General features: G+C 60.4%; 14 protein-coding genes. 3 read left to right on the forward strand and 11 right to left on the reverse strand.

Annotated elements, in window-relative coordinates; all coding sequences use genetic code 11:
- Positions 1-4 precede the first annotated feature (4 nt).
- Positions 5-796 (forward strand): 3-oxoadipate enol-lactonase, encoded by a 792-nt coding sequence (gene pcaD, locus AOA62_RS10420; RefSeq protein ID WP_099548595.1) that lies wholly within the window; start codon positions 5-7, stop codon positions 794-796.
- Positions 797-1,041: 245 nt separating this feature from the next.
- Positions 1,042-1,440: a 4-carboxymuconolactone decarboxylase gene (gene pcaC / locus AOA62_RS10425; protein WP_017137238.1), complete on the forward strand. Its 399-nt coding sequence runs from the start codon at positions 1,042-1,044 to the stop codon at positions 1,438-1,440.
- A gap of 27 nt (positions 1,441-1,467) precedes the next feature.
- Here pcaC and AOA62_RS10430 read toward each other — a convergent pair whose 3' ends face one another.
- The 8 genes from AOA62_RS10430 to AOA62_RS10465 all read right to left on the reverse strand — a co-directional run bounded on the left by AOA62_RS10430 (position 1,468) and on the right by AOA62_RS10465 (position 14,872).
- Positions 1,468-3,063 carry a M91 family zinc metallopeptidase gene (locus AOA62_RS10430; protein ID WP_099548596.1) on the reverse strand — a complete coding sequence of 532 codons (1,596 nt, stop codon included), beginning with the start codon at positions 3,061-3,063 and terminating at the stop codon, positions 1,468-1,470.
- Between the two features lie 110 nt (positions 3,064-3,173).
- On the reverse strand, positions 3,174-4,061 hold the full coding sequence (locus AOA62_RS10435; protein WP_017137240.1) for a polysaccharide deacetylase family protein: 888 nt from the start codon (positions 4,059-4,061) through the stop codon (positions 3,174-3,176).
- An 83-nt stretch (positions 4,062-4,144) separates the two neighbouring features.
- Positions 4,145-5,395: an OprD family porin gene (locus tag AOA62_RS10440; protein WP_099548597.1), complete on the reverse strand. Its 1,251-nt coding sequence runs from the start codon at positions 5,393-5,395 to the stop codon at positions 4,145-4,147.
- A gap of 150 nt (positions 5,396-5,545) precedes the next feature.
- A complete protein-coding gene (locus AOA62_RS10445) occupies positions 5,546-7,231 on the reverse strand; it encodes a J domain-containing protein (RefSeq protein WP_099548598.1) in 1,686 nt (561 codons plus the stop codon).
- 11 nt (positions 7,232-7,242) lie between these two features.
- A complete protein-coding gene (locus AOA62_RS10450; RefSeq protein WP_017137245.1) occupies positions 7,243-8,940 on the reverse strand; it encodes a molecular chaperone HscC in 1,698 nt (565 codons plus the stop codon).
- A gap of 164 nt (positions 8,941-9,104) precedes the next feature.
- Positions 9,105-10,562: an AdeC/AdeK/OprM family multidrug efflux complex outer membrane factor gene (gene adeC / locus AOA62_RS10455; RefSeq protein WP_017137246.1), complete on the reverse strand. Its 1,458-nt coding sequence runs from the start codon at positions 10,560-10,562 to the stop codon at positions 9,105-9,107.
- On the reverse strand, positions 10,559-13,720 hold the full coding sequence (locus tag AOA62_RS10460) for an efflux RND transporter permease subunit (RefSeq protein ID WP_017137247.1): 3,162 nt from the start codon (positions 13,718-13,720) through the stop codon (positions 10,559-10,561). Before AOA62_RS10460 ends, adeC begins: the two co-directional genes overlap by 4 nt.
- Positions 13,721-13,723: 3 nt before the next feature.
- Positions 13,724-14,872, reverse strand: coding sequence for an efflux RND transporter periplasmic adaptor subunit (locus AOA62_RS10465; RefSeq protein ID WP_017137248.1), 1,149 nt, complete (start codon positions 14,870-14,872; stop codon positions 13,724-13,726).
- A gap of 265 nt (positions 14,873-15,137) precedes the next feature.
- On the opposite strand from AOA62_RS10465, the gene AOA62_RS10470 reads away from it, so the two are divergent.
- The gene (locus AOA62_RS10470) at positions 15,138-15,770 is read left to right on the forward strand and encodes a TetR family transcriptional regulator (RefSeq protein WP_017137249.1); all 633 of its coding nucleotides are present in this window, start codon (positions 15,138-15,140) and stop codon (positions 15,768-15,770) included.
- Positions 15,771-16,128: 358 nt separating this feature from the next.
- Here AOA62_RS10470 and AOA62_RS10475 read toward each other — a convergent pair whose 3' ends face one another.
- The 3 genes from AOA62_RS10475 to AOA62_RS10485 are packed head-to-tail and all read right to left on the reverse strand — an operon-like array spanning position 16,129 to position 18,722.
- A complete protein-coding gene (locus AOA62_RS10475) occupies positions 16,129-17,184 on the reverse strand; it encodes an alkene reductase (protein WP_017137250.1) in 1,056 nt (351 codons plus the stop codon).
- A 31-nt stretch (positions 17,185-17,215) separates the two neighbouring features.
- A complete protein-coding gene (locus AOA62_RS10480; protein ID WP_099548599.1) occupies positions 17,216-18,382 on the reverse strand; it encodes an MFS transporter in 1,167 nt (388 codons plus the stop codon).
- A 13-nt stretch (positions 18,383-18,395) separates the two neighbouring features.
- The gene (locus tag AOA62_RS10485) at positions 18,396-18,722 is read right to left on the reverse strand and encodes a helix-turn-helix transcriptional regulator (protein ID WP_099548600.1); all 327 of its coding nucleotides are present in this window, start codon (positions 18,720-18,722) and stop codon (positions 18,396-18,398) included.
- Positions 18,723-18,802: the final 80 nt, after the last annotated feature.

The raw sequence follows: 18,802 nt of genomic DNA on the forward strand, positions 1-18,802 counted from the left end.
CGCCGTGGCATTTGTACAACTGGCCGAAGGCCCATTGCATTACCAACTGGACGGGCCTGAGGGCGCGCCGGTGCTGGTGTTGTCCAACTCGTTGGGTACCGACCTGCATATGTGGGACATCCAGATCCCGGCCTTCACCCAGCACTTTCGCGTACTGCGTTTCGATACCCGTGGCCATGGCAAATCCCTGGTCACCGAAGGGCCGTACAGCATCGAGCAGCTGGGTCGCGATGTGATTGCGTTGCTCGATGCGCTGGATATTCAGCGTGCGCATTTTTGCGGGCTGTCCATGGGCGGCCTGATCGGCCAATGGCTGGGCATCCACGCAGGTGATCGCCTGCTGCGCCTGGTGGTGTGCAACACCGCCGCCAGGATCGGCACGCCGGAGATCTGGAACCCGCGAATCGAGATGGTTTTGCGTGACGGTGCGGCGGCCATGGTAGCGCTGCGCGATGCGTCGATTGCACGCTGGTTTACCGCCGATTTCGCCGCCGCCAACCCGCACCAGGCCCAGCAGATTACCGACATGCTTGCCGCCACGTCGCCCCAAGGTTACGCCGCCAACTGCGCAGCCGTACGTGATGCGGATTTGCGCGAGCAACTGTCCACGATCCAAGTGCCGACCCTGGCGATTGCCGGCACCGAAGATGCCGTTACGCCGCCGGCCGGCAGCCGCTTTATCCAGAATCAGATCAAGGGCGCCGAGTACGCCGAGTTCTACGCGGCGCACCTGTCCAACGTACAGGCCGGCGCCGCGTTCAGCGACCGCGTGCTGGCGTTCCTGTTGGTTGATTAAACCTGTGGCAGCGAGCTTGTTCTGGAGAGCTGACGTGTTCTGTATAGCAGGCTTGTTGTGACAGACAGGTTTGTTGTGGCGAGCAGGCTTGCCCTGCGTTGGGCGGCGAAGCGGCCCTGATACAGCCACCGCGTTCTTCCCGATGAACCGCATCGCCAGGTTTTGGGGCCGCTTCGCGCCCCAGCGCAGGGCAAGCCTGCTCGCCACACGTGTTCGAGCTTCTATCAAATGTTTAAGGAGTTTTTGTGGACGAGAAACAACGTTATGCCGATGGCCTGCAAGTGCGTCGCGAAGTGCTGGGCGATGCCCATGTCGACCGCAGCCTCAATGCCCTGACCGAGTTCAACAGCGAGTTCCAGGAAATGATCACCCGCCACGCCTGGGGTGATATCTGGACCCGCCCCGGCCTGCCTCGGCATACCCGCAGCCTGATCACCATCGCCATGTTGATCGGCATGAATCGTAGTGAAGAATTAAAACTTCACCTGCGTGCCGCCGCCAGCAACGGCGTGACACGCGCCGAGATCAAGGAAGTGCTGATGCAGAGCGCGATCTACTGCGGGATACCGGCAGCCAATGCGACGTTCCACTTGGCCGAGTCGGTGTGGGATGAGCTGGGCGTCGAGTCACGGGAGTCGGTTTGATCAACCCACTCCCTCGCTCAATACCCCTCAGGTGTAGGTAGTGCGTAACGGACGGCGCATCTCCTCTCGGAACCCATTTTCGGAAAACGGCTTGGGGTTTGTTGTACTCGGTTCGGCCGCGGGGTGACCTACAAAATTAAATGGCTGAGCAACGGTAAACAGCCCTACGGCTTGCCGTTCATCATTGGGTTCACCGTCGGGGTTCTCCGGTATGGCGGTGCTGCCTGCGAGGAACGTTCCCGAGGCGCCATTATAGGCGTGGGCCATTTCGTGATAGAGGGCGTTGACGGGTGCGCTGTCTGCATCCAGCGAATACGAGGGGTTGTATTGTATCTGCGCACCCGTTGCGACGGCGCCAGCTTGTTGGTGTGTGATGAAGCCTTGGGCCGCAGGTGCCAGCGTATCCATAGAGTGGCCTGCTTCGAGGTGGTTGCGAATGGCCGCATTACTGAAGTAGTAGCTGCCGTTGTCCTCCGTCAATTCAGTAATGCGTACCGGGGAATCATTCCTCTGAGCGGCGGCGTCGGCAGTACCGAGCATTCTCTTGCCTTGCCGGGATATTCTTAGCAGCTCCATATCGTCTTCTACGTTTTGTACGAACTCGGCAGAGCCCTCAATCACATAGCCACTTTTGCCCACCTCGCTGTGTTGCGTGTGAACGCGCTGGGAGCCCGGGGTACGATGAACCTCGTCCGACGGTTTGGCGTAGATGACGGTATTGTCGTTATCAGACCTGACGATGTTTTTGTCGCGCCCGGTGTAAATTGTGGCGGGGCCATTTGCGACGATCAGGTTTTCACCTTTGCCACCGTGCAGGACTGTCGGGATTTGAGTGTCGTTGCGCGTGACAATCATGAAGTCGTGACCGTCGCCGCCGTCCATGAACAGGCGACGATCAGCCGAGCCTTTTCCTGCCTGCATACGGTCATTGCCATTGTTGCCTTTCAGGACACCGTTCCCGGTGCCGGCGATCAACACGTCATTGCCATCGTTACCGAATGCGATGCCGTCGCCGCTCCCAAGCTTGAGCATATCGTCTCCCGCACCGCCATAGAGGCGGGTGTCTCCTGCGCCGGCACGCGCGTAATCATTGCCGGCGCCGAGCTCGATGCGAATGGCGTTTTTAACTTCAGGATCGATCAGAACACAATCGTCGCCCCCGTTGGTCCTGATGCGTAAGGGTTGCGATTCACTGCCGTCAGGGGACGTCAGCAGGTTCAGTTGATAGGGCTTATTGTTGATGGTCGCGATCAGACTATGACCCGGGCCTTTTTTAATGGTTACCTTGTCGGCACGGTTACCGGTCTCGATTACAAGTTCGTTGGAGGACGAGCCTATCGGCTTGCCGTTTTCGCTCATGTAGGCGATTTCCTGGTAGAACTTCACGTGCTTGTCGTGTCGCAATACGTCGGTGTTGATGTATTTTTTTTGGGTACTGTCCAGCGGATGCTGATCGGGAGTGAGTTTGGAATGCGAGGATAGGTATAGAAAATCTATCGGTCTGTCGCGCCCCACGTAGTAGGAACGCCGGGCACTGATCTCAATGGGCGCTTGCGATGCTGTTGGCGTTGTATCCGGGGGGGCAATCGAATGCTGATTAAGCGATGGCGAAGTGACGTTCATGGGATTCTCTTTTTTATTGACGTCCCTATGTGTGTTGGCGGCGTGAACTTGAGTTCCCCATGAGCGGCAAGCGCAAGTAGCAGCAAATATAACCGGTCGTCGCAGAGCGCCTAATGCGAGTCCGCATCCCACACCCAGTTCCACACCCCCGGCAGATGCACTACTTCATTCATATCCTTGACTGTGCGTGCCAACGCTGCGCGTTCCAGCGTGGCGTGGTCTGTGTAGAACGGCTCGGCTGCGACCTTCATGCCATTGATCCGAGCGCTGTCCATCAGGATTTGCAAGTACTCCTGCATGTGTCGCGCGGTGTAACGGTTGATATCGTGGAAGGTCACCACCACGGGTATCACGCCGTCCACCGTTGGCAATTCGCCCAGAGCAATGCGTTCGCGCACCACAGACAGTTGCCGATACAAGTTCGCTCGCCGGCGTGGGCTGCCATTGAAACCCCAGATTTTTCCGTCATTGGCACTCAGGTCAGTCAGCAGCACATGCATGCCGTGGCGCTGGTAGGCGGCGAAGGTGCGGCGGTCGTAGTTCCAGAAGGGTGGGCGTACCAGCGTGGGCGCAGTGCCAGTGATCGACGCAATGTCGGCTGCGCCCTCGGTGAGGGTGCTTTCCAGCTCGGCGTCATTGAGCCAACGGTGGTTGGTGTGAAACGCCGTGGCTGTGTGAAAGGCCAACACATGCCCGGCGGCGTATTCGCGCTCCATGGTCTTGCGACCCCGCAGGCTGCCACCGGAGCGGGACGCTTCGGTCTGCAGGAAAAATACCGCCTTGATGCCCGGCAGTATCGGGTTGTGCAGCAAATCGGCCATCACTGACCGGCTGGGGTTGTTATAACCCGAGGCGCTGGGGCCGTCATCGAAGGTCAACAAGAAGCGGATGGGCGCCTGAGCCTGCAAGCGTTGCGCCGTCTGCGGCGTCAGGACGACAGGTGCGCCGATGCAGCCGCAAAGGCTCAGAGCCAGGACCAGCATGGCGAAGAATTTCATGGTGTGCATGCGCTCGAATAGAGGCCGCTGCTGGGCGGATCAGCAGCGGCAGGCGCGCACCATACAGTAAGTCCGACGCTGGTTTACAGCAGACTTATCGGGTAGCTGACGATCAACCGGTTCTCATCAAATTCGTTGTTGCTGTAATCACGACGCATCGTGGAGTTGCGCCAGCGCACATTGAGGTTCCTGAAGGTGCCGCTTTGCACCGTATAGCCCACTTCGCTCTCGCGCCCCCATTCCTTGCCGTCGGTGATGGTGCCGGTATGCACGTTGCTACCGCTGATATAACGGTTCATCAAAGTCAGGCCAGGTATGCCCAGCGCGGCGAAGTTGTAGTCGTGGCGCACTTGCCAGGACTTTTCCTGGGCGTTGTCGTAGCTGGAGTTATAGCTGTCGTTGGCCAGGATGCCGCCGCTGGTGCCGTTGACGCGCATCCAGGCACTGTTGCCGGTGAGTTTTTGCAGGCCGATATAGAAGGTGTTGCCGCCGTAACGGGCGGAGAAAAGGCCTGACCAGGTCTTGTTGTCCAGCTCGCCTGCGCGGGCGCTGCCGTCGTCCTTGCCGTAGAAGAACCCGAGGTTGGCGCCCAGGGTCCAGTCGCCTATGGGCTGGCTATGGATCAGGTTGATGTATTGCTGGCTGTAAATGTCCTTGAGCTGGGCATTCCACACGCCGACTTGGGTGCGTTTTTCGTTGAACGCGTATTCACCGCCCTGGAAGTTGAAACGGTCGGAGGTGAAGGCGGTTTTACCGACCATCGACATGTCGGTCATGCTGCTGTCGTCGCGTGGGCTGTTGGCGCGGAACTGGCCGCCATAGAGGGTCAGGCCGTCGATCTCCTTTGAGGTGATCTGCCCGCCACGCAGGGTTTGCGGCAGGGAGCGGCCGTCGTCCGAGCGCAAAATCGGCAGCACCGGCATCCATTCGCCGACCTTGACTTCGGTCTTGGAGATTCGCGCCTTGAACGCGACCCCAAGACGCCCGAAGTTATCCGCCGGGCGGCCGTCGCGGTCCAGCGGCAGCAGCTGGGTGCCGCCGGTGCCGCGCCCGCCATCGAGCTTTTGTGAGTACATGCCCAATACATCCACACCGAAACCCACCGTGCCCTGGGTGAAGCCGGAGCGGGCATCGAGGATAAAACTCTGCGTCCACTCCTGCGCGCCACCCTGGGTTTTGGTCGGGTTGGTGTAATTGCGGTTGAAGAAGAAGTTGCGCAGGTTGAGGTTGGCGCTGGCGTCTTCGAGAAAGCCGTGTTCTTCGGCGGCGACGGGCAGGGCAAGGCTGGCGACAGCGGTTGCCAGCAATAGCTGGCGCGGGCGGAACGTGCTCATGGTGTTGGACCTGTTGTTATTGGGTTTATGCAGGTGCCGGCCATGGTGAGGGGCGGTGCGGGGGCGATGAAAGTAGGGTAGGGCGGGTTGTGGGCGATGATCGAACGCAAGTTGCGGGCCAGCGCACTACGCTCAGGCCCGATCTTCTTGTTACCGTTTTGGCAGGTCGATATGTGTCCATGGCACAGTTGGCAGGTAATGCTGCGCGACGATGATCACCGCCACCATCACCACCAGGAATACCACTTGCAGCGGGCTCCAGAAGGCCCAATGCAGACCATTGAGCCACGGATAGTTGAGGCTTTTCTCACCCATGTGGCCGATGCGTTTGCTGTGCAGCAGGTTGATCAGCAGCATCCCGGCATAAGTAATCGCCCCCAGAATCCCCAGCATCAGCCCGCACGCCACGAGCATGGCCAATTGCGGGATGCCGTGGCGTAACACCAGCCAATACTGGTTGGGGTTGACGCGCTTAGGGATCAAATACTGGCTCAGCCACAGGTCCGCAACCATAAAGGACGAACTCATCCAGACCCACACCTGCGTGATCCGAAAGAAAACCGCGGCCGGCAAGATCGCCAATACCACTAAGATGAGTACGACCCCGAAGTCCAGCTCTTCGGTTTGAACGTGAGCGAGGTTCAGGACAGCGGCCAAGGCAAAGATCGCCCAGAGCCGGATAAGCACTTGGACGTAAATCGGTCGTGGGACGAATTTGCGCCAGAAGAACAGGTCGCTTTGGGGCAGGCGTTCGATCAACTGCGGATAACGCCAGGTCAGGGTTTCGCCCAGATGCTGGCAGGCGTTCCATTCGTTTTGGCCAAACGTGCCGATGATGCTCATCTGTTGGGTGGCGGTCATGGGCGTGAGCAACAAGCGCGCGGCCAGGGCGTCGGCGCTGGTGCGCCGGGTGTCCTGGGCTTTGTCTTGGAGGTTGATATAAAAGCTTTCCTGCTCGCAACGCGACACCAAGCCACGCCACATCCACTCAGGTTCCGGGTACACGCCTTTCTGGTCGTCCCAGCCAAAGGCCTGGCACACGCGTTCAAACAGCGGCACGCTCCATTGGGTGTCGTGCAGCAGTTGCAGAATAATGCGCTGCCACTGTTGCTGCTGATCGAACACCCGCAGCCAGGCTTGCTCGTTGTAGTGCGTCAGTTGGGTGATGAACTCGCGCTCGGCCTTTTGCTCCAGCAGTTCCTGCAAGGTGCGGCGGTAGTCCTGCAGCAGCTCGCTGGTGAGGGCTTCGTGCTGCCACGGGGTCATCACCACCTGTTGCCAGGGCGTCAGCCATTCCAGGTGTTGCATCGCCCAACCGGCAATTGCACTGCGCTCGCCGGGGGCTTCAAAGCAGTGGCGCAGCAGGCCGGCCTGGAATGTTTCTTCGCAGCTCTGCTGTTGGGCCTGGGCCCAGCGTTCATCGAGGTTGTGCACGTTCACGCCGGCGAGCAGCGCGTGGGCCGGGTCGGGCTTTGGCGCTTCAAACGCGGCGGGGCTGAGTGGGCTGATGTTCATCAGCTCGGCGAGGTCATACGCGTTTTTCGCCATGGGCGGTTCGAACGACGCAGGACTCAAGGGGCGAACGTCCATCAGTTCAGCCAGATCGTTGAGATTGCCGTGTGCCTGTTCGGCCATCGGCGCCTCGACGGTTTCCACTTCCTCGTTGTCGGCCCGCCAGCGCGCGATGTTCAGCGCCTGTTCATAGGCCTCGCGCAGGCGCTGGAAACCCTCGGCGTCATCGTCCGGGCGGCAGCTTTTCAGCAGTCGCGCGTAGGTGCGCTTGATGGTCCGTTCGTCGGCATCGTCTGCCAGTTGCAACACTGTCCAACAGTCCATGTGGATTTCCTTCAGCGCCAGAACCCGTTATCGAGTTGCTCAAGTTGTCGGGTCAGCTCGCTGCGGGCCTCACGGATGCGGCGTTCGTCCTGGGTGTCGAGCACTTGCTGGAACTGCGCGGCCCAGTGTCCGAGTTGCTCACGCAATTCGCCGAGGTTTTCCTGGTAGAGCCGCTCGAGGCGGGCGGTCAGCACGGTGTTGACCTGCTGGTCGCGCGGGTGAATTTTCAACAATGCCAACGCTTGCAGGCGTTGCTGGATCTCTTGCGGGCTGAGCACGCCGGGGTTGTTCTCGATCACCAGCGAGTGCTGCTCACCGGTCAGCGGGATGTTCACCTGGGCTTCGAGCAAACCGTTGTTGTCGTAGGTGAAGCGCACGTCCAGTGAGACTTCGCCAGCCTTGCGCTTGGGCACGGGGATTTCCAACTGGCCCAGTTCGATGTTGTCTTTCACCAGGCGACTTTCGCCTTGGTAGATTTTCAGCAGCACGCGGGGCTGGTCGTCGTAGAGCGTGACCACACTTTTGACCCGGCTCACCGGCACGCTGCTGTTGCGTTCGATCAACGGCAGGTAATGCCCGCTCTCGATATGGCCGCCGTACTGGTTCGAGGTTTCGATACCCAGGGTGTAGGGGCAGACGTCGGTCAGCACGATTTCTTCCAGCGCCGCCGAGCGGGCCTTGAGCGCGGCCTGGATCGCCGCGCCGTGGGCGACCACCTGGTCCGGGTCGAGGCTGATGGACGGGAAACGCCCGAACAAACCTGCGGCCAGTTTGCGCACCAGCGGCATGCGCGTGGTGCCGCCGACCAGCAGGATTTCATCGAGGTCGCCGACCCGAATCCGTGCGTCGCGCAGGGCGCGTTCAATCGGTGCGCGCAGGCGTTCCAACAACGGCGTGTAGAGCTTGGCGAGTTCGGCCTGGGTGATGGTTGTGACCCACTGTTGGCCATCTATACGCAGGGCGAACTCGGCGCTGTCGTCCTGACCCAAGGCTTTGCGCACACGCTCGGCTTCGCGGCGCAGGGCTTGCAGTACACTGCTGGTGGGCGGGAAACCCTGGGCATTGCGCTGGCTGTCGACGAAGTGTTCCAGCAACAACGTGTCGAAGTCTTCGCCACCCAGGAAGTTGTCGCCGGCGCTGGCGCGTACTTCCATCACACCGTCGAACAGCTCGATGATCGACACGTCAAAGGTGCCGCCGCCGAGGTCGAAGACCAGGAACGAGGTTTCCTTGTCACGCTGGTGCAAGCCATAAGCCAAGGCGGCGGCGGTGGGTTCGTTGATCAGTTTTTCAACATTGAGCCCCGCCAGTTCACCGGCAATGCGCGTGGCTTTGCGCTGGCCGTCGCTGAAGTAGGCGGGCACGCTGATCACTGCTTCGGTGACGGTTTGGCCGTAGGTGCGCTCGATGTCTTCTTTGAGGCTTTTGAGGACCAGCGCCGACAGCTCTTCGGGGCGGAACGAGCGGTCGCCCAGGCGCACTTCGGTGGCACTGCCCATGTAGCGCTTGAACAGCGACGTGGTCAGGAGTGGGTGAGTATGCAGGCGTTCCTTGGCGGCTTGGCCCACCAGGATACGGCCTTGATCATCCAGGCCGACCACGCTGGGGGTCAGCAACTGGCCAAGCGCATTGGGCACCATTTCGGCCGCATCGCCGCGCCACACGGCGGCCAGGCTATTGGTCGTCCCCAGGTCGATTCCTACGATCATTACGACAAGCTCCCTCTGTGGTCTGTAAGAATCTGTTACTAATTTTACCCTGAAAGGTTGAAGGGAAGGCAAGCCAGCGCCCACCTTTGATTCGCGCTGATTAACGACATGGCAAAAAAAAACCGCTTCCGGTAAGGGAAGCGGTTTTATCTACATCAGCACGATCAGAACAACTTCAGCGCCGGTGCTTCTTCTTTCAACGGCTCGTTCTTCGCGGTCTGCTCGTTCCAGCCGCCGCCGAGGGCCTTGTACAAGTTGACCTCGCTGTTGAGCTGCGCCAGGCGGTCGGTGATCAGCGATTGCTGGGCACTGAACAGTTGGCGCTGGGCGTCGAGGAAGGTCAGGTTGCTGTCGACACCAATGCGGTAGCGACGCTCGGCCAGGCGGTAGTAATCCTGGTTGGCCGCAACGAAGCCGCGCTGAGCATCCAGCTGCTGCTTGTAGGTCTCGCGGGCGGCGAGGCCGTCGGAGACTTCCTGGAAGCCGGTCTGGATCGCCTTCTCGTAGTTGGCCACGTTGATCTCTTTCTGGATCTTCGAGTAGTCCAGGCTTGCGCGCAGGCTACCGGCGTTGAAGATCGGGATGTTGATCTGCGGGGCAAACGACCAGGTGCCCGAACCGCCTTTGAACAGGCCACCCAGGGTAGGGCTGGCGGTACCGGCGCTGGCAGTCAGGCTGATGCTCGGGAAGAACGCAGCACGGGCCGCGCCGATATTGGCGTTGGCGGCCTTGAGGTTGTACTCGGCCTGCACAATGTCGGGACGACGTTGCAGCAGGTCCGAGGGCAACCCGGCAGGCACTTCGCTGAGCAGGTCATCCGACAGCGGCTTGCTGGTGATATTGGCTGGCAGGCCAGTGCCCAGCAACAGGGTCAGGCTGTTTTCGTCCTGTGCCACCTGACGCGTATAGCGCGCCAATTGAACACGGGCGTTTTCCACCGAGGTGCGTGCCTGGCTGAGGTCGAGGGCCGAGGCCACGCCGACTTCGTTGCTGCGCGAGGTCAGCTTGAAGCTCTGCTCAAACGCGCCGAGGGTGTCCTGGGTCAGCTTGAGCAGTTCCTTGTCGGCCTGCCAGGTCAGGTAGGCATTCGCCACACTGGCCACCAGGCTGATCTGGGTGCTGCGCCGTGCTTCTTCAGTGGCAAAGTACTTTTGCAGCGCTTCTTCACTCAGGCTGCGCACGCGGCCGAACAGGTCCAGCTCATACGAACTGATACCCAGGCCGGCCGAGTACTGGCTGGAGATGCTCGATTCGCCGGTCTGTGACAACTTGGCCGGGGTGCGCGAGCGGCTGCCGCTGCCGGTGGCCGAAACCGCCGGGAACAGGTCGGCACGCTGGATCTGATACTGCGCCGCATAAGCGTCGATGTTCAGGGCAGCGACACGCAGGTCACGGTTGTTGACCAACGCGGTCTGGATCAGCTGTTGCAGGGCAGGGTCATGGAAAAACTGCTTCCAGCCCTGCTCGGCAGCGGCCTGGCTCGGCGCCTGGGCCGACGAGTACGCCGGCCCCTGCGGGAACTGGGCTGCTACCGGCGCTTCAGGGCGCTGGTAGTCAGGGATCAGCGAGCAGCCACTGAGCACGAATGCGGTGACGGCTAAGGAAAGTAGCGACTTGCTCATTGGCCAGCCTCTTTAGGAGTTTCAGTAGTGTCTTTCTTTTTGCGTTCGCCAGCGGCGGATACAGTTGCGTAGAACAGCGGCACCCAGAAGATCGCCAGCACAGTGGCCGTGATCATACCGCCGATCACGCCGGTACCGATCGCATGCTGGCTGCCTGAGCCTGCGCCCGTGGAGATCGCCAGCGGCAATACGCCGAGCATGAACGCCAACGAGGTCATGATGATCGGGCGCAGACGCATGCGGGACGCTTCGATAGCCGCCTCGACGATGCCTTTGCCTTGCTCATGCAGCTCTTTGGCGAACTCCACGATGAGGATGGCGTTTTTCGCCGCCAGGCCCACCGTCACCAACAGGCCCACCTGGAAGAACACGTCGTTGGACAAGCCGCGCAGGCTGGTGGCGATCAACGCACCGATCACCCCCAAAGGTACCACCAGAATCACCGCGATCGGGATCGACCAGCTTTCGTACAGTGCCGCCAGGCACAGGAACACTACCAGCAGCGACAGTGCGTACAGCGCTGGCGCCTGGGAGCCGGAAAGGCGCTCTTCGTACGACAGGCCTGTCCAGGCATAACCAACACCGGCCGGCAGTTCTTTGGCAATGCGTTCGACTTCGGCCATTGCATCACCGGTACTGTAGCCAGGTGCCGGGGTACCGAGGATTTCCATCGCCGCTACACCGTTGTAGCGCGAAAGCTTGGGCGAACCGTAGATCCACTTGCCCGACGAGATGGCCGACAGCGGCACCATTTTCCCGTCGTTGCTGCGCACGTACCATTTGTCCAGGTCTTCCGGCGACATGCGGCTGGCGGCGTCACCTTGTACATACACCTTTTTCACGCGACCACGGTCGATGAAGTCGTTGATGTAGCTGCCACCCAAGGCAATGGCCAGTGTCTGCTGGATATCCGCTAGGCTGATGCCCTGGGCACTGGCCTTCTCGTCGTCAACGGTCAGCTCGTACTGCGGCTCGTCGTTCACGCCGTTAGGACGTACGCCGGCCAGCACCTTGCTTTGTGCCGCCGCACCCAGGAACTGGTTACGTGCAGCCATCAGCTTGTCGTGGCCGACGCCACCCTGGTCTTGCAGGAACACGTCGAAACCAGTGGCGTTACCCAGCTCCAGTACCGAAGGCGGCACGATGGCGAAGACCATGGCGTCCTTGAAGGCCCCGAAGAAGTAACCCTGGGCACGCTTGGCCACTTCGAACACCGATTGGGTAGAGTCACGCTCATCCCACGGCTTGAGCATCACGAATGCAAGCCCCGAGCTCTGGCCACGACCGGCGAAGTTAAAGCCGTTCACGGTAAACACCGACTTCACCGCCTTGCCTTCGCCTGGCTCGCCTTCCTTGTCGTTCAGCAGGAAGGCGCGCATGTCGTCGACGACTTTTTGTGTGCGCTCAGCCGAAGCACCGACCGGAGTCTGCACCTGGGCGAAGATCACACCCTGGTCTTCCTCAGGCAGGAACGCGCTTGGAATACGGGTGAACATCCAGATCATGCCGGCCAGGATCAGCGCATACACCAGGAATGCCGGAATCTTGTGCTTGATCATGCCGCCCACGCCGCGCTCGTACTTGAGTACGCCACGGTCGAAGGTGCGGTTGAACCAGCCGAAGAAGCCGCGCTTGGGCTGGCCGTGTTTTTCCGGATCAATCGGCTTGAGCATGGTGGCGCACAAAGCCGGGGTGAAGATCAGGGCAACCATTACCGACAAGGCCATCGCCGAAACGATGGTGATGGAGAACTGCCGGTAGATCACACCAGTGGAACCACCGAAAAACGCCATCGGCAGCAGTACCGCCGACAGTACCAGGGCAATACCCACCAGGGCGCCCTGGATCTGGCCCATGGACTTGATCGTCGCTTCCTTGGGCGACAGGTGCTCCTCGGCCATCACCCGTTCGACGTTTTCCACCACGACGATGGCATCGTCCACCAGCAAGCCGATGGCCAGGATCATGCCGAACATGGTCAGGGTGTTGATGGTGAAACCGCACGCCGCCAGGATCCCGAAGGTACCCAGCAATACCACCGGTACGGTCATGGTGGTGATGATGGTGGCACGGAAGTTCTGCAGGAACAGGAACATCACCAGGAACACCAGCACGATCGCTTCGACCAGGGTGTGAACCACACCGGAGATCGATTCGGTCACTACCGGGGTGGTGTCATATGGCACCACCGCCTTCATGCCAGGCGGGAAGAACGGCTCCAGGGACTTCACTGTTTCGCGGATGGCCTTGCCGGTGTCCAGTGCGTTGGCACCGGCCGCCAGCTTGATCGCCATACCCGAAGCCGGCTTGCCGTTGAACTGCGCACTGATGCTGTAGTTCTGGCCGCCCAGTTCGATGCGTGCGAGGTCACCCAGGCGAACCTGCGAGCCGTCGGTGTTCACCTTCATCAGGATCTTGGCGAATTCCTCGGTGCTTTGCAGGCGCGTCTTGCCGATGATCGTGGCGTTCAGCTGGGTGCCGGGCAGGGCAGGCAGGCCGCCCAATTGGCCGGTGGCCACCTGCACGTTCTGGGCCTTGATGGCATTGCTGACGTCCACTGGCGTGAGCTGGTAGTTGTTCAGCTTGGCCGGGTCGAGCCAGATACGCATGGCGTACTGCGAACCGAACACCTGGAAGTCACCCACCCCCGCGGTACGGGAGATCGGGTCCTGGATGTTGGACACGATGTAGTTGGAGAGGTCGTCCTTGGTCATGCTGCCGTCTTCCGACACCAGACCGATCACCATCAGGAAGTTCTTCACCGACTTGGTCACGCGGATACCCTGTTGCTGCACTTCTTGCGGCAGCAGTGGGGTCGCCAGGTTCAGCTTGTTCTGTACCTGGACCTGGGCGATATCCGGGTTGGTACCCTGGTTGAACGTCACGGTGATGGTCATGCTGCCGTCGGAGTTACTGTCCGAGGAGACATAACGCAGGTTGTCGATACCGTTGAGCTGTTGTTCGATCACCTGCACCACGGTGTCCTGCACGGTTTGTGCGGACGCGCCTGGGTAGGTCACCTGGATGTCGATGGCGGTCGGCGCAATGGCCGGGTATTGGTTGATGGGCAACTTCAGGATCGAGAGTGCCCCGACCAGCATGATCACCAGGGCAATTACCCAGGCGAAAATGGGACGGTCGATAAAAAATTTCGACATGGATTACTCCCCTTTACCAGCATCGGCAGCAGGCGCTGCGGCAGTGCCGGCGGGTTTGGCGTTGTCAGCGTCTTTAACCTTGACTTCGATGCCCGGCTTGATGAACTGCAGGCCTTCGGTGATCACGCGGTCACCGGCATCCAGGCCCTTTTCCACCAGCCAGTAGGCGCCGGCAGTGCGGTTGGCAACCAGTTGACGCTGCTCGACCTTGTTGTCCTTGTTCACGATCAGCGCAGTCGGGATGCCCTTGAGGTCACGGGTCACGCCTTGCTGAGGTGCCAGGATGGCCTTGCTGTTCACACCGGCTTGCAGCTGGGCGTGGACGAACATGCCCGGCAGCAGGGTGTGGTCAGGGTTGGGGAACACCGCGCGCAGGGTCACGGAGCCAGTAGTCTGGTCCACCGACACTTCGGAGAACTCCAGCTTGCCGTCCTGGGCGTAGGCGGTGCCGTCTTCCAGGGTCAGCTTGACCTTGGCAGCGTTGTCGCCGGCTTTTTCCAACTGGCCGCTTTCCAGGTCGCGGCGCAGTTTCAGCATTTCTGCCGAAGACTGGGTGACGTCGACGTAGATCGGGTCCAGTTGCTGGATCACGGCCATGGCATCGGCCTGGCCATTGCTGACCAGCGCGCCTTCGGTGACCGAAGAACGACCGATACGCCCGGAGATCGGCGCGAACACTTTGGTGTAGCGCACGTTGATCTGGGCGGTTTGCACGTCGGCTTCAGCCGTCATGCGGTTGGCCACGGCGGTGTCGTATTCCTGACGGCTGACGGCTTGCTCATCGACAAGTTGCTTGTAGCGGTCGGTGATGGACTTGGTCTGGGTCAGTTTCGCTTGAGCGCTTTTGAGGGTGGCGTCATACACCGACGGGTCGATCTGGTAGAGCTGTTGCCCTTCCTTCACGTCGCCGCCTTCCTTGAACAGGCGCTTGAGAATGATGCCGTTCACCTGGGGACGAACTTCCGCGATGCGGTAGGCAGTGGTGCGGCCTGGCAGCTCGGATGTCAGGGTAAAGGCTTGCGGTTGAATAGTGACCACGCCGACCTGAGGGGTTTGAGCGGGCGGAGCCGCTTCTTCCTTTTTACATCCGCTGAGCAGCGATGCCAGGGCGACGGCAGTGACCAGAGCGGTAACAGCTGGCTTAAGTTGCATGAAGATCCTCGGGTCAGGCGCGCAAAATGCGCACAAGAAGTGTGGAAGGGTAAAAAACAAGCCGTGAGTGGATAAGTAGCTTGCTACGCAATATACTTACGTTCACGGTTGTTTGTAAACTCTTGACAGGCTTCGCGGATTGTTGACAAAGCAAGCGCCAAAGCCTCGATTTTAGTACGTTCGGCGTCCAAGACGACGTCGTCCCACAATTATTCAGATGTTGCTCAAGCACCATCCACAGTGTCCTGATTGAGGTTTTACTGCCATGGTTCGTCGCACCAAAGAGGAAGCTCAGGAAACGCGCAGCCAGATTCTCGACGCCGCCGAGCAAGCCTTTTATCAACGCGGTGTGGCGCGCACCACGCTGGCGGACATCGCCGCGTTGGCCGGGGTGACGCGCGGGGCTATCTATTGGCATTTCAGTAACAAGTCCGATTTGCTCCAGGCACTGCTCGACACGCTGCACGAACCCCTGGACGAACTGGCCCGGGCCAGTGAAAGCGAGGATGAAGTCGACCCGCTGGGCTGTATGCGCAAGCTGTTGATCCATCTTTATCATCAAGTGGCCCTGGACCCGAAAACCCGGCGCATCAACGAAATCCTGTTTCATAAGTGCGAGTTCACCGATGAAATGTGCGACATGCGGCGCCAACGCCAGACTCATAGCCTGGAGTGCAACCTGCGTATCAGCCTGACACTGCGCAACGCGGTCCATCGCGGGCAACTTCCGGAAAACCTCGACACCACGCGTGGCGCGGTGTGCATTCATGCCTATATTCACGGCCTGATTGGCCAATGGCTACTAGTCCCCGACAGCTTCCAGTTGCATCAGGACGCCGAACGCTGGGTTGACGCAGGGCTGGACATGCTGCGCTTGAGCCCTAGCCTACGCAATTAAGACAAAATGCGTAATTGCATCCAGTTGTGTCAACAGTAAAGTCCAGAGACAGTCAATCGTCCCTTCGCAGGATTTGCGGGGTGACTTTATATACGGGCTGGCGGGCGGTTGATAGGTAGCCGCCTAAGTATTTTGTAGCGATTTTGTTGCAAGGCTGTGAAGGAATGTTTCCCAGCTACTGTGCGATCGTTCCCACGCTCCGCGTGGGAATGCATCCTGTGACGCTCCGCGTCACGCTTTAGGGGCAGACGCAGGGCGTTCAGGGCGGCATTCCCACGCAGAGCGTGGGAACGATCAATCAGCCGAAAAAAAGCCCCGGTTCCTGCGAACCGGGGCTTTTTCGTTTCAGCGAATTACATCACAGCGCCAGCGTGGGGTAGTCGATGTAACCCACTGGGCCTTTGCCGTAGAAGGTTTCCGGGTGCGGTTCGTTCAACGGCGCATCGGCCTTCAGGCGCGCCGGCAGGTCCGGGTTGGCAATGAATGGCACGCCGAAGGCCACTGCATCGGCCTTGCCGGCCGCCAGCCAGGCGTTGGCGCTGTCTTTGGTGAAGCGCTCGTTGGCGATGTACGGGCCACCGAAGGCTTTTTTCAGTTGTGGACCGAGGCTGTCGCCGGCTTCTTTTTCACGGGAGCAGATAAAGGCGATGCCACGCTTGCCCAGCTCGCTGGCGACGTAGGTGAAGGTTTCCGCCAAATTGTCGTCGCCCATGTCGTGGGAGTCGGCGCGTGGTGCCAAATGCACACCCACACGGCCGGCGCCCCAGACTTCAATGGCGGCGTCGGTCACTTCCAGCAGCAGGCGAGCACGGTTTTCCAGGGAGCCACCGTAGTTGTCGGTGCGCTGGTTGGTGCTGCTTTGCAGGAACTGGTCGAGCAGGTAGCCGTTGGCGCCATGGATTTCCACGCCGTCAAAGCCTGCGGCCTTGGCGTTTTCAGCGCCGATGCGGTAAGCGTCAACGATGTCGGCGATTTCAGCGGTTTCCAGGGCGCGTGGCGTCGGGTAGTCGGCCAGCGGGCGAACCAGGCTGACGTGGCCTTTAGGCTGGATGGCGCTTGGTGCCACCGGGGTTTCGCCGTTGAGGTACGACTCATGGGAGATACGGCCCACGTGCCACAATTGCAGGAAAATCTTGCCGCCCGCGCCGTGTATAGCCTTGGTTACATTGGCCCAGCCGCGAACCTGGTCGTTGGACCAGATACCCGGTGTGTCCGGGTAGCCAACGCCCAGCGGCGTCACGGAGGTGGCTTCGCTTAAGATCAGCCCGGCGGAAGCGCGTTGCACGTAGTACTCGGCCATCAGCGCGTTGGGTACGCGGCCTTCATCGGCGCGGCAGCGGGTCAGCGGCGCCATGATGATGCGGTTGGACAATTGCAGGTCGCCCAGTTTGATCGGATCGAAAATAGTCGTCATGGGAAAACACCCTTCTCTTTAAGTGGATTGATCAGTTGGTCGCAGGGGCCAGGTCGGCATCGCCGCTCTGACGAAAAGTAATCAGGGTCACCAGCAGGGCCAGAATCGCCAGGGCCGCCGCGGCCAAAGGCACGCTGGTCAGGCCGAAACCGTGGGCAATCACGCTGCCGCCGACCCAGGCGCCGAGCGCGTTGCCGATGTTGAAGGCGCCGATATTCAAGGTGGACACCAGGTTTGGAGCGGCCTTGCCGAAGGTCACCACGTTGATTTGCAGCGCCGGTACGGCGGCGAACGAAGCGGTGGCCCACAGGAACAGGGTGATTTCCGTCGGGATCACCGCGACGCTGGTCCAGGCCAGCACCGTGGAGACCACTGCCATGCTGATGAACACGCCGATCAGGGTGGCGGCCAGGCGTTTGTCCGCCAGCTTGCCGCCGATGATGTTGCCGACGGTAAGCCCCAGGCCGATCAGCAGCAGGGTCCAGGTCACGCCTTTGGGCGACACGCCGGTGACATCGCCGAGCAGCGGTGCGACGTAAGTAAAGAGGGTGAACATGGACGCGGCGAACAACGCAGTCATGGTCAGCGACAGCCAGATGCCGGCGCCCTTGAGCGCGGCCAGTTCGGCGCGCATGTCGAGTTTTTCTTCGTCACGCTTGGCCGGCAGGAAGCGGATCAGACCGATCAAGGCGACTACGCCAATCACCGTCACCGCCCAAAAGGTCGAGCGCCAGCCGGCTTCCTGTCCCAGTGCGGTACCCAGCGGCACGCCGAGCACGTTGGCCAGGGTCAAACCGGTGAACATCAAGGCAACGGCCGAAGCCCGTTTGTTGGCCGGCACCAGGTTGGCCGCTACCACCGAACCGATCCCGAAGAACGCACCGTGGCACAGCGCGGTGACCACACGGGCAAACATCAGCACGTTGTAGTCACTGGCCAGGGCGCAGAGCAGGTTGCCGACAATAAAGATGCCCATCAACGCTACCAGGGCGGCCTTGCGTGGCAGCTTGGCGGTGGCCAGTGCCATGAACGGCGCGCCGATGGCCACGCCCAGGGCGTAGCCGGTGACCAGCCAGCCGGCGCCGGGGATCGACACGCCCAGGTCCGCCGCCACATCGGGCAGCAAGCCCATGATGACGAACTCGGTGGTGCCGATGGCGAAGGCGCTGAGGGCCAGTATGAGTAGCGAGAGGGGCATTGGCGTTTCCTTGTTACAGCGCTGCGTTTTCGTCAGCACTGAGTTCGGTGATGAGCGCCGCGAGGAAGGCCTGGATGGTTGCCTCGTTGCGTTTGAAAAAATGCCACTGCCCGGCCTTCTGGCTGCTGATCAACCCGGCGCGTTGCAAGGTGGCCAAATGGGCCGACACGGTCGACTGCGACAAGCCGCAGCGCTGGTCGATCTGCCCGGCACAGATCCCGTATTCGTGGTTGTGCACTTGCTCGGGAAACTGCACCTTCGGGTCTTTCAGCCAGGTGAGGATGTCTCGTCGTACTGGGTGTGCCAGGGTTTTTATTATTTCGTCGAGGTCAATGGACATGGCGGTTGCTCGGTTTCGTACAGCGTTATATCGCGATGAGGCGAACTTTAAATCGGTCTATCCCGATATACCAATATGAT

Origin of the sequence: Pseudomonas sp. 2995-3 (assembly GCF_002742565.1) — a bacterium.
GTDB classification, from domain to species: domain Bacteria; phylum Pseudomonadota; class Gammaproteobacteria; order Pseudomonadales; family Pseudomonadaceae; genus Aquipseudomonas; species Aquipseudomonas edaphica.

Bases quoted from the DNA above. Each gene is read 5' to 3' on its own strand.
- AOA62_RS10430 (WP_099548596.1), bottom strand. From the start codon at position 3,063: ATGAACGTCACTTCGCCATCGCTTAATCAGCATTCGATTGCCCCCCCG.
- AOA62_RS10435 (WP_017137240.1), bottom strand. From the start codon at position 4,061: ATGAAATTCTTCGCCATGCTGGTCCTGGCTCTGAGCCTTTGCGGCTGC.
- AOA62_RS10440 (WP_099548597.1), bottom strand. From the start codon at position 5,395: ATGAGCACGTTCCGCCCGCGCCAGCTATTGCTGGCAACCGCTGTCGCC.
- AOA62_RS10445 (WP_099548598.1), bottom strand. From the start codon at position 7,231: ATGGACTGTTGGACAGTGTTGCAACTGGCAGACGATGCCGACGAACGG.
- AOA62_RS10450 (WP_017137245.1), bottom strand. From the start codon at position 8,940: ATGATCGTAGGAATCGACCTGGGGACGACCAATAGCCTGGCCGCCGTG.
- adeC (WP_017137246.1), bottom strand. From the start codon at position 10,562: ATGAGCAAGTCGCTACTTTCCTTAGCCGTCACCGCATTCGTGCTCAGT.
- AOA62_RS10460 (WP_017137247.1), bottom strand. From the start codon at position 13,720: ATGTCGAAATTTTTTATCGACCGTCCCATTTTCGCCTGGGTAATTGCC.
- AOA62_RS10465 (WP_017137248.1), bottom strand. From the start codon at position 14,872: ATGCAACTTAAGCCAGCTGTTACCGCTCTGGTCACTGCCGTCGCCCTG.
- AOA62_RS10470 (WP_017137249.1), top strand. From the start codon at position 15,138: ATGGTTCGTCGCACCAAAGAGGAAGCTCAGGAAACGCGCAGCCAGATT.
- AOA62_RS10475 (WP_017137250.1), bottom strand. From the start codon at position 17,184: ATGACGACTATTTTCGATCCGATCAAACTGGGCGACCTGCAATTGTCC.
- AOA62_RS10480 (WP_099548599.1), bottom strand. From the start codon at position 18,382: ATGCCCCTCTCGCTACTCATACTGGCCCTCAGCGCCTTCGCCATCGGC.
- AOA62_RS10485 (WP_099548600.1), bottom strand. From the start codon at position 18,722: ATGTCCATTGACCTCGACGAAATAATAAAAACCCTGGCACACCCAGTA.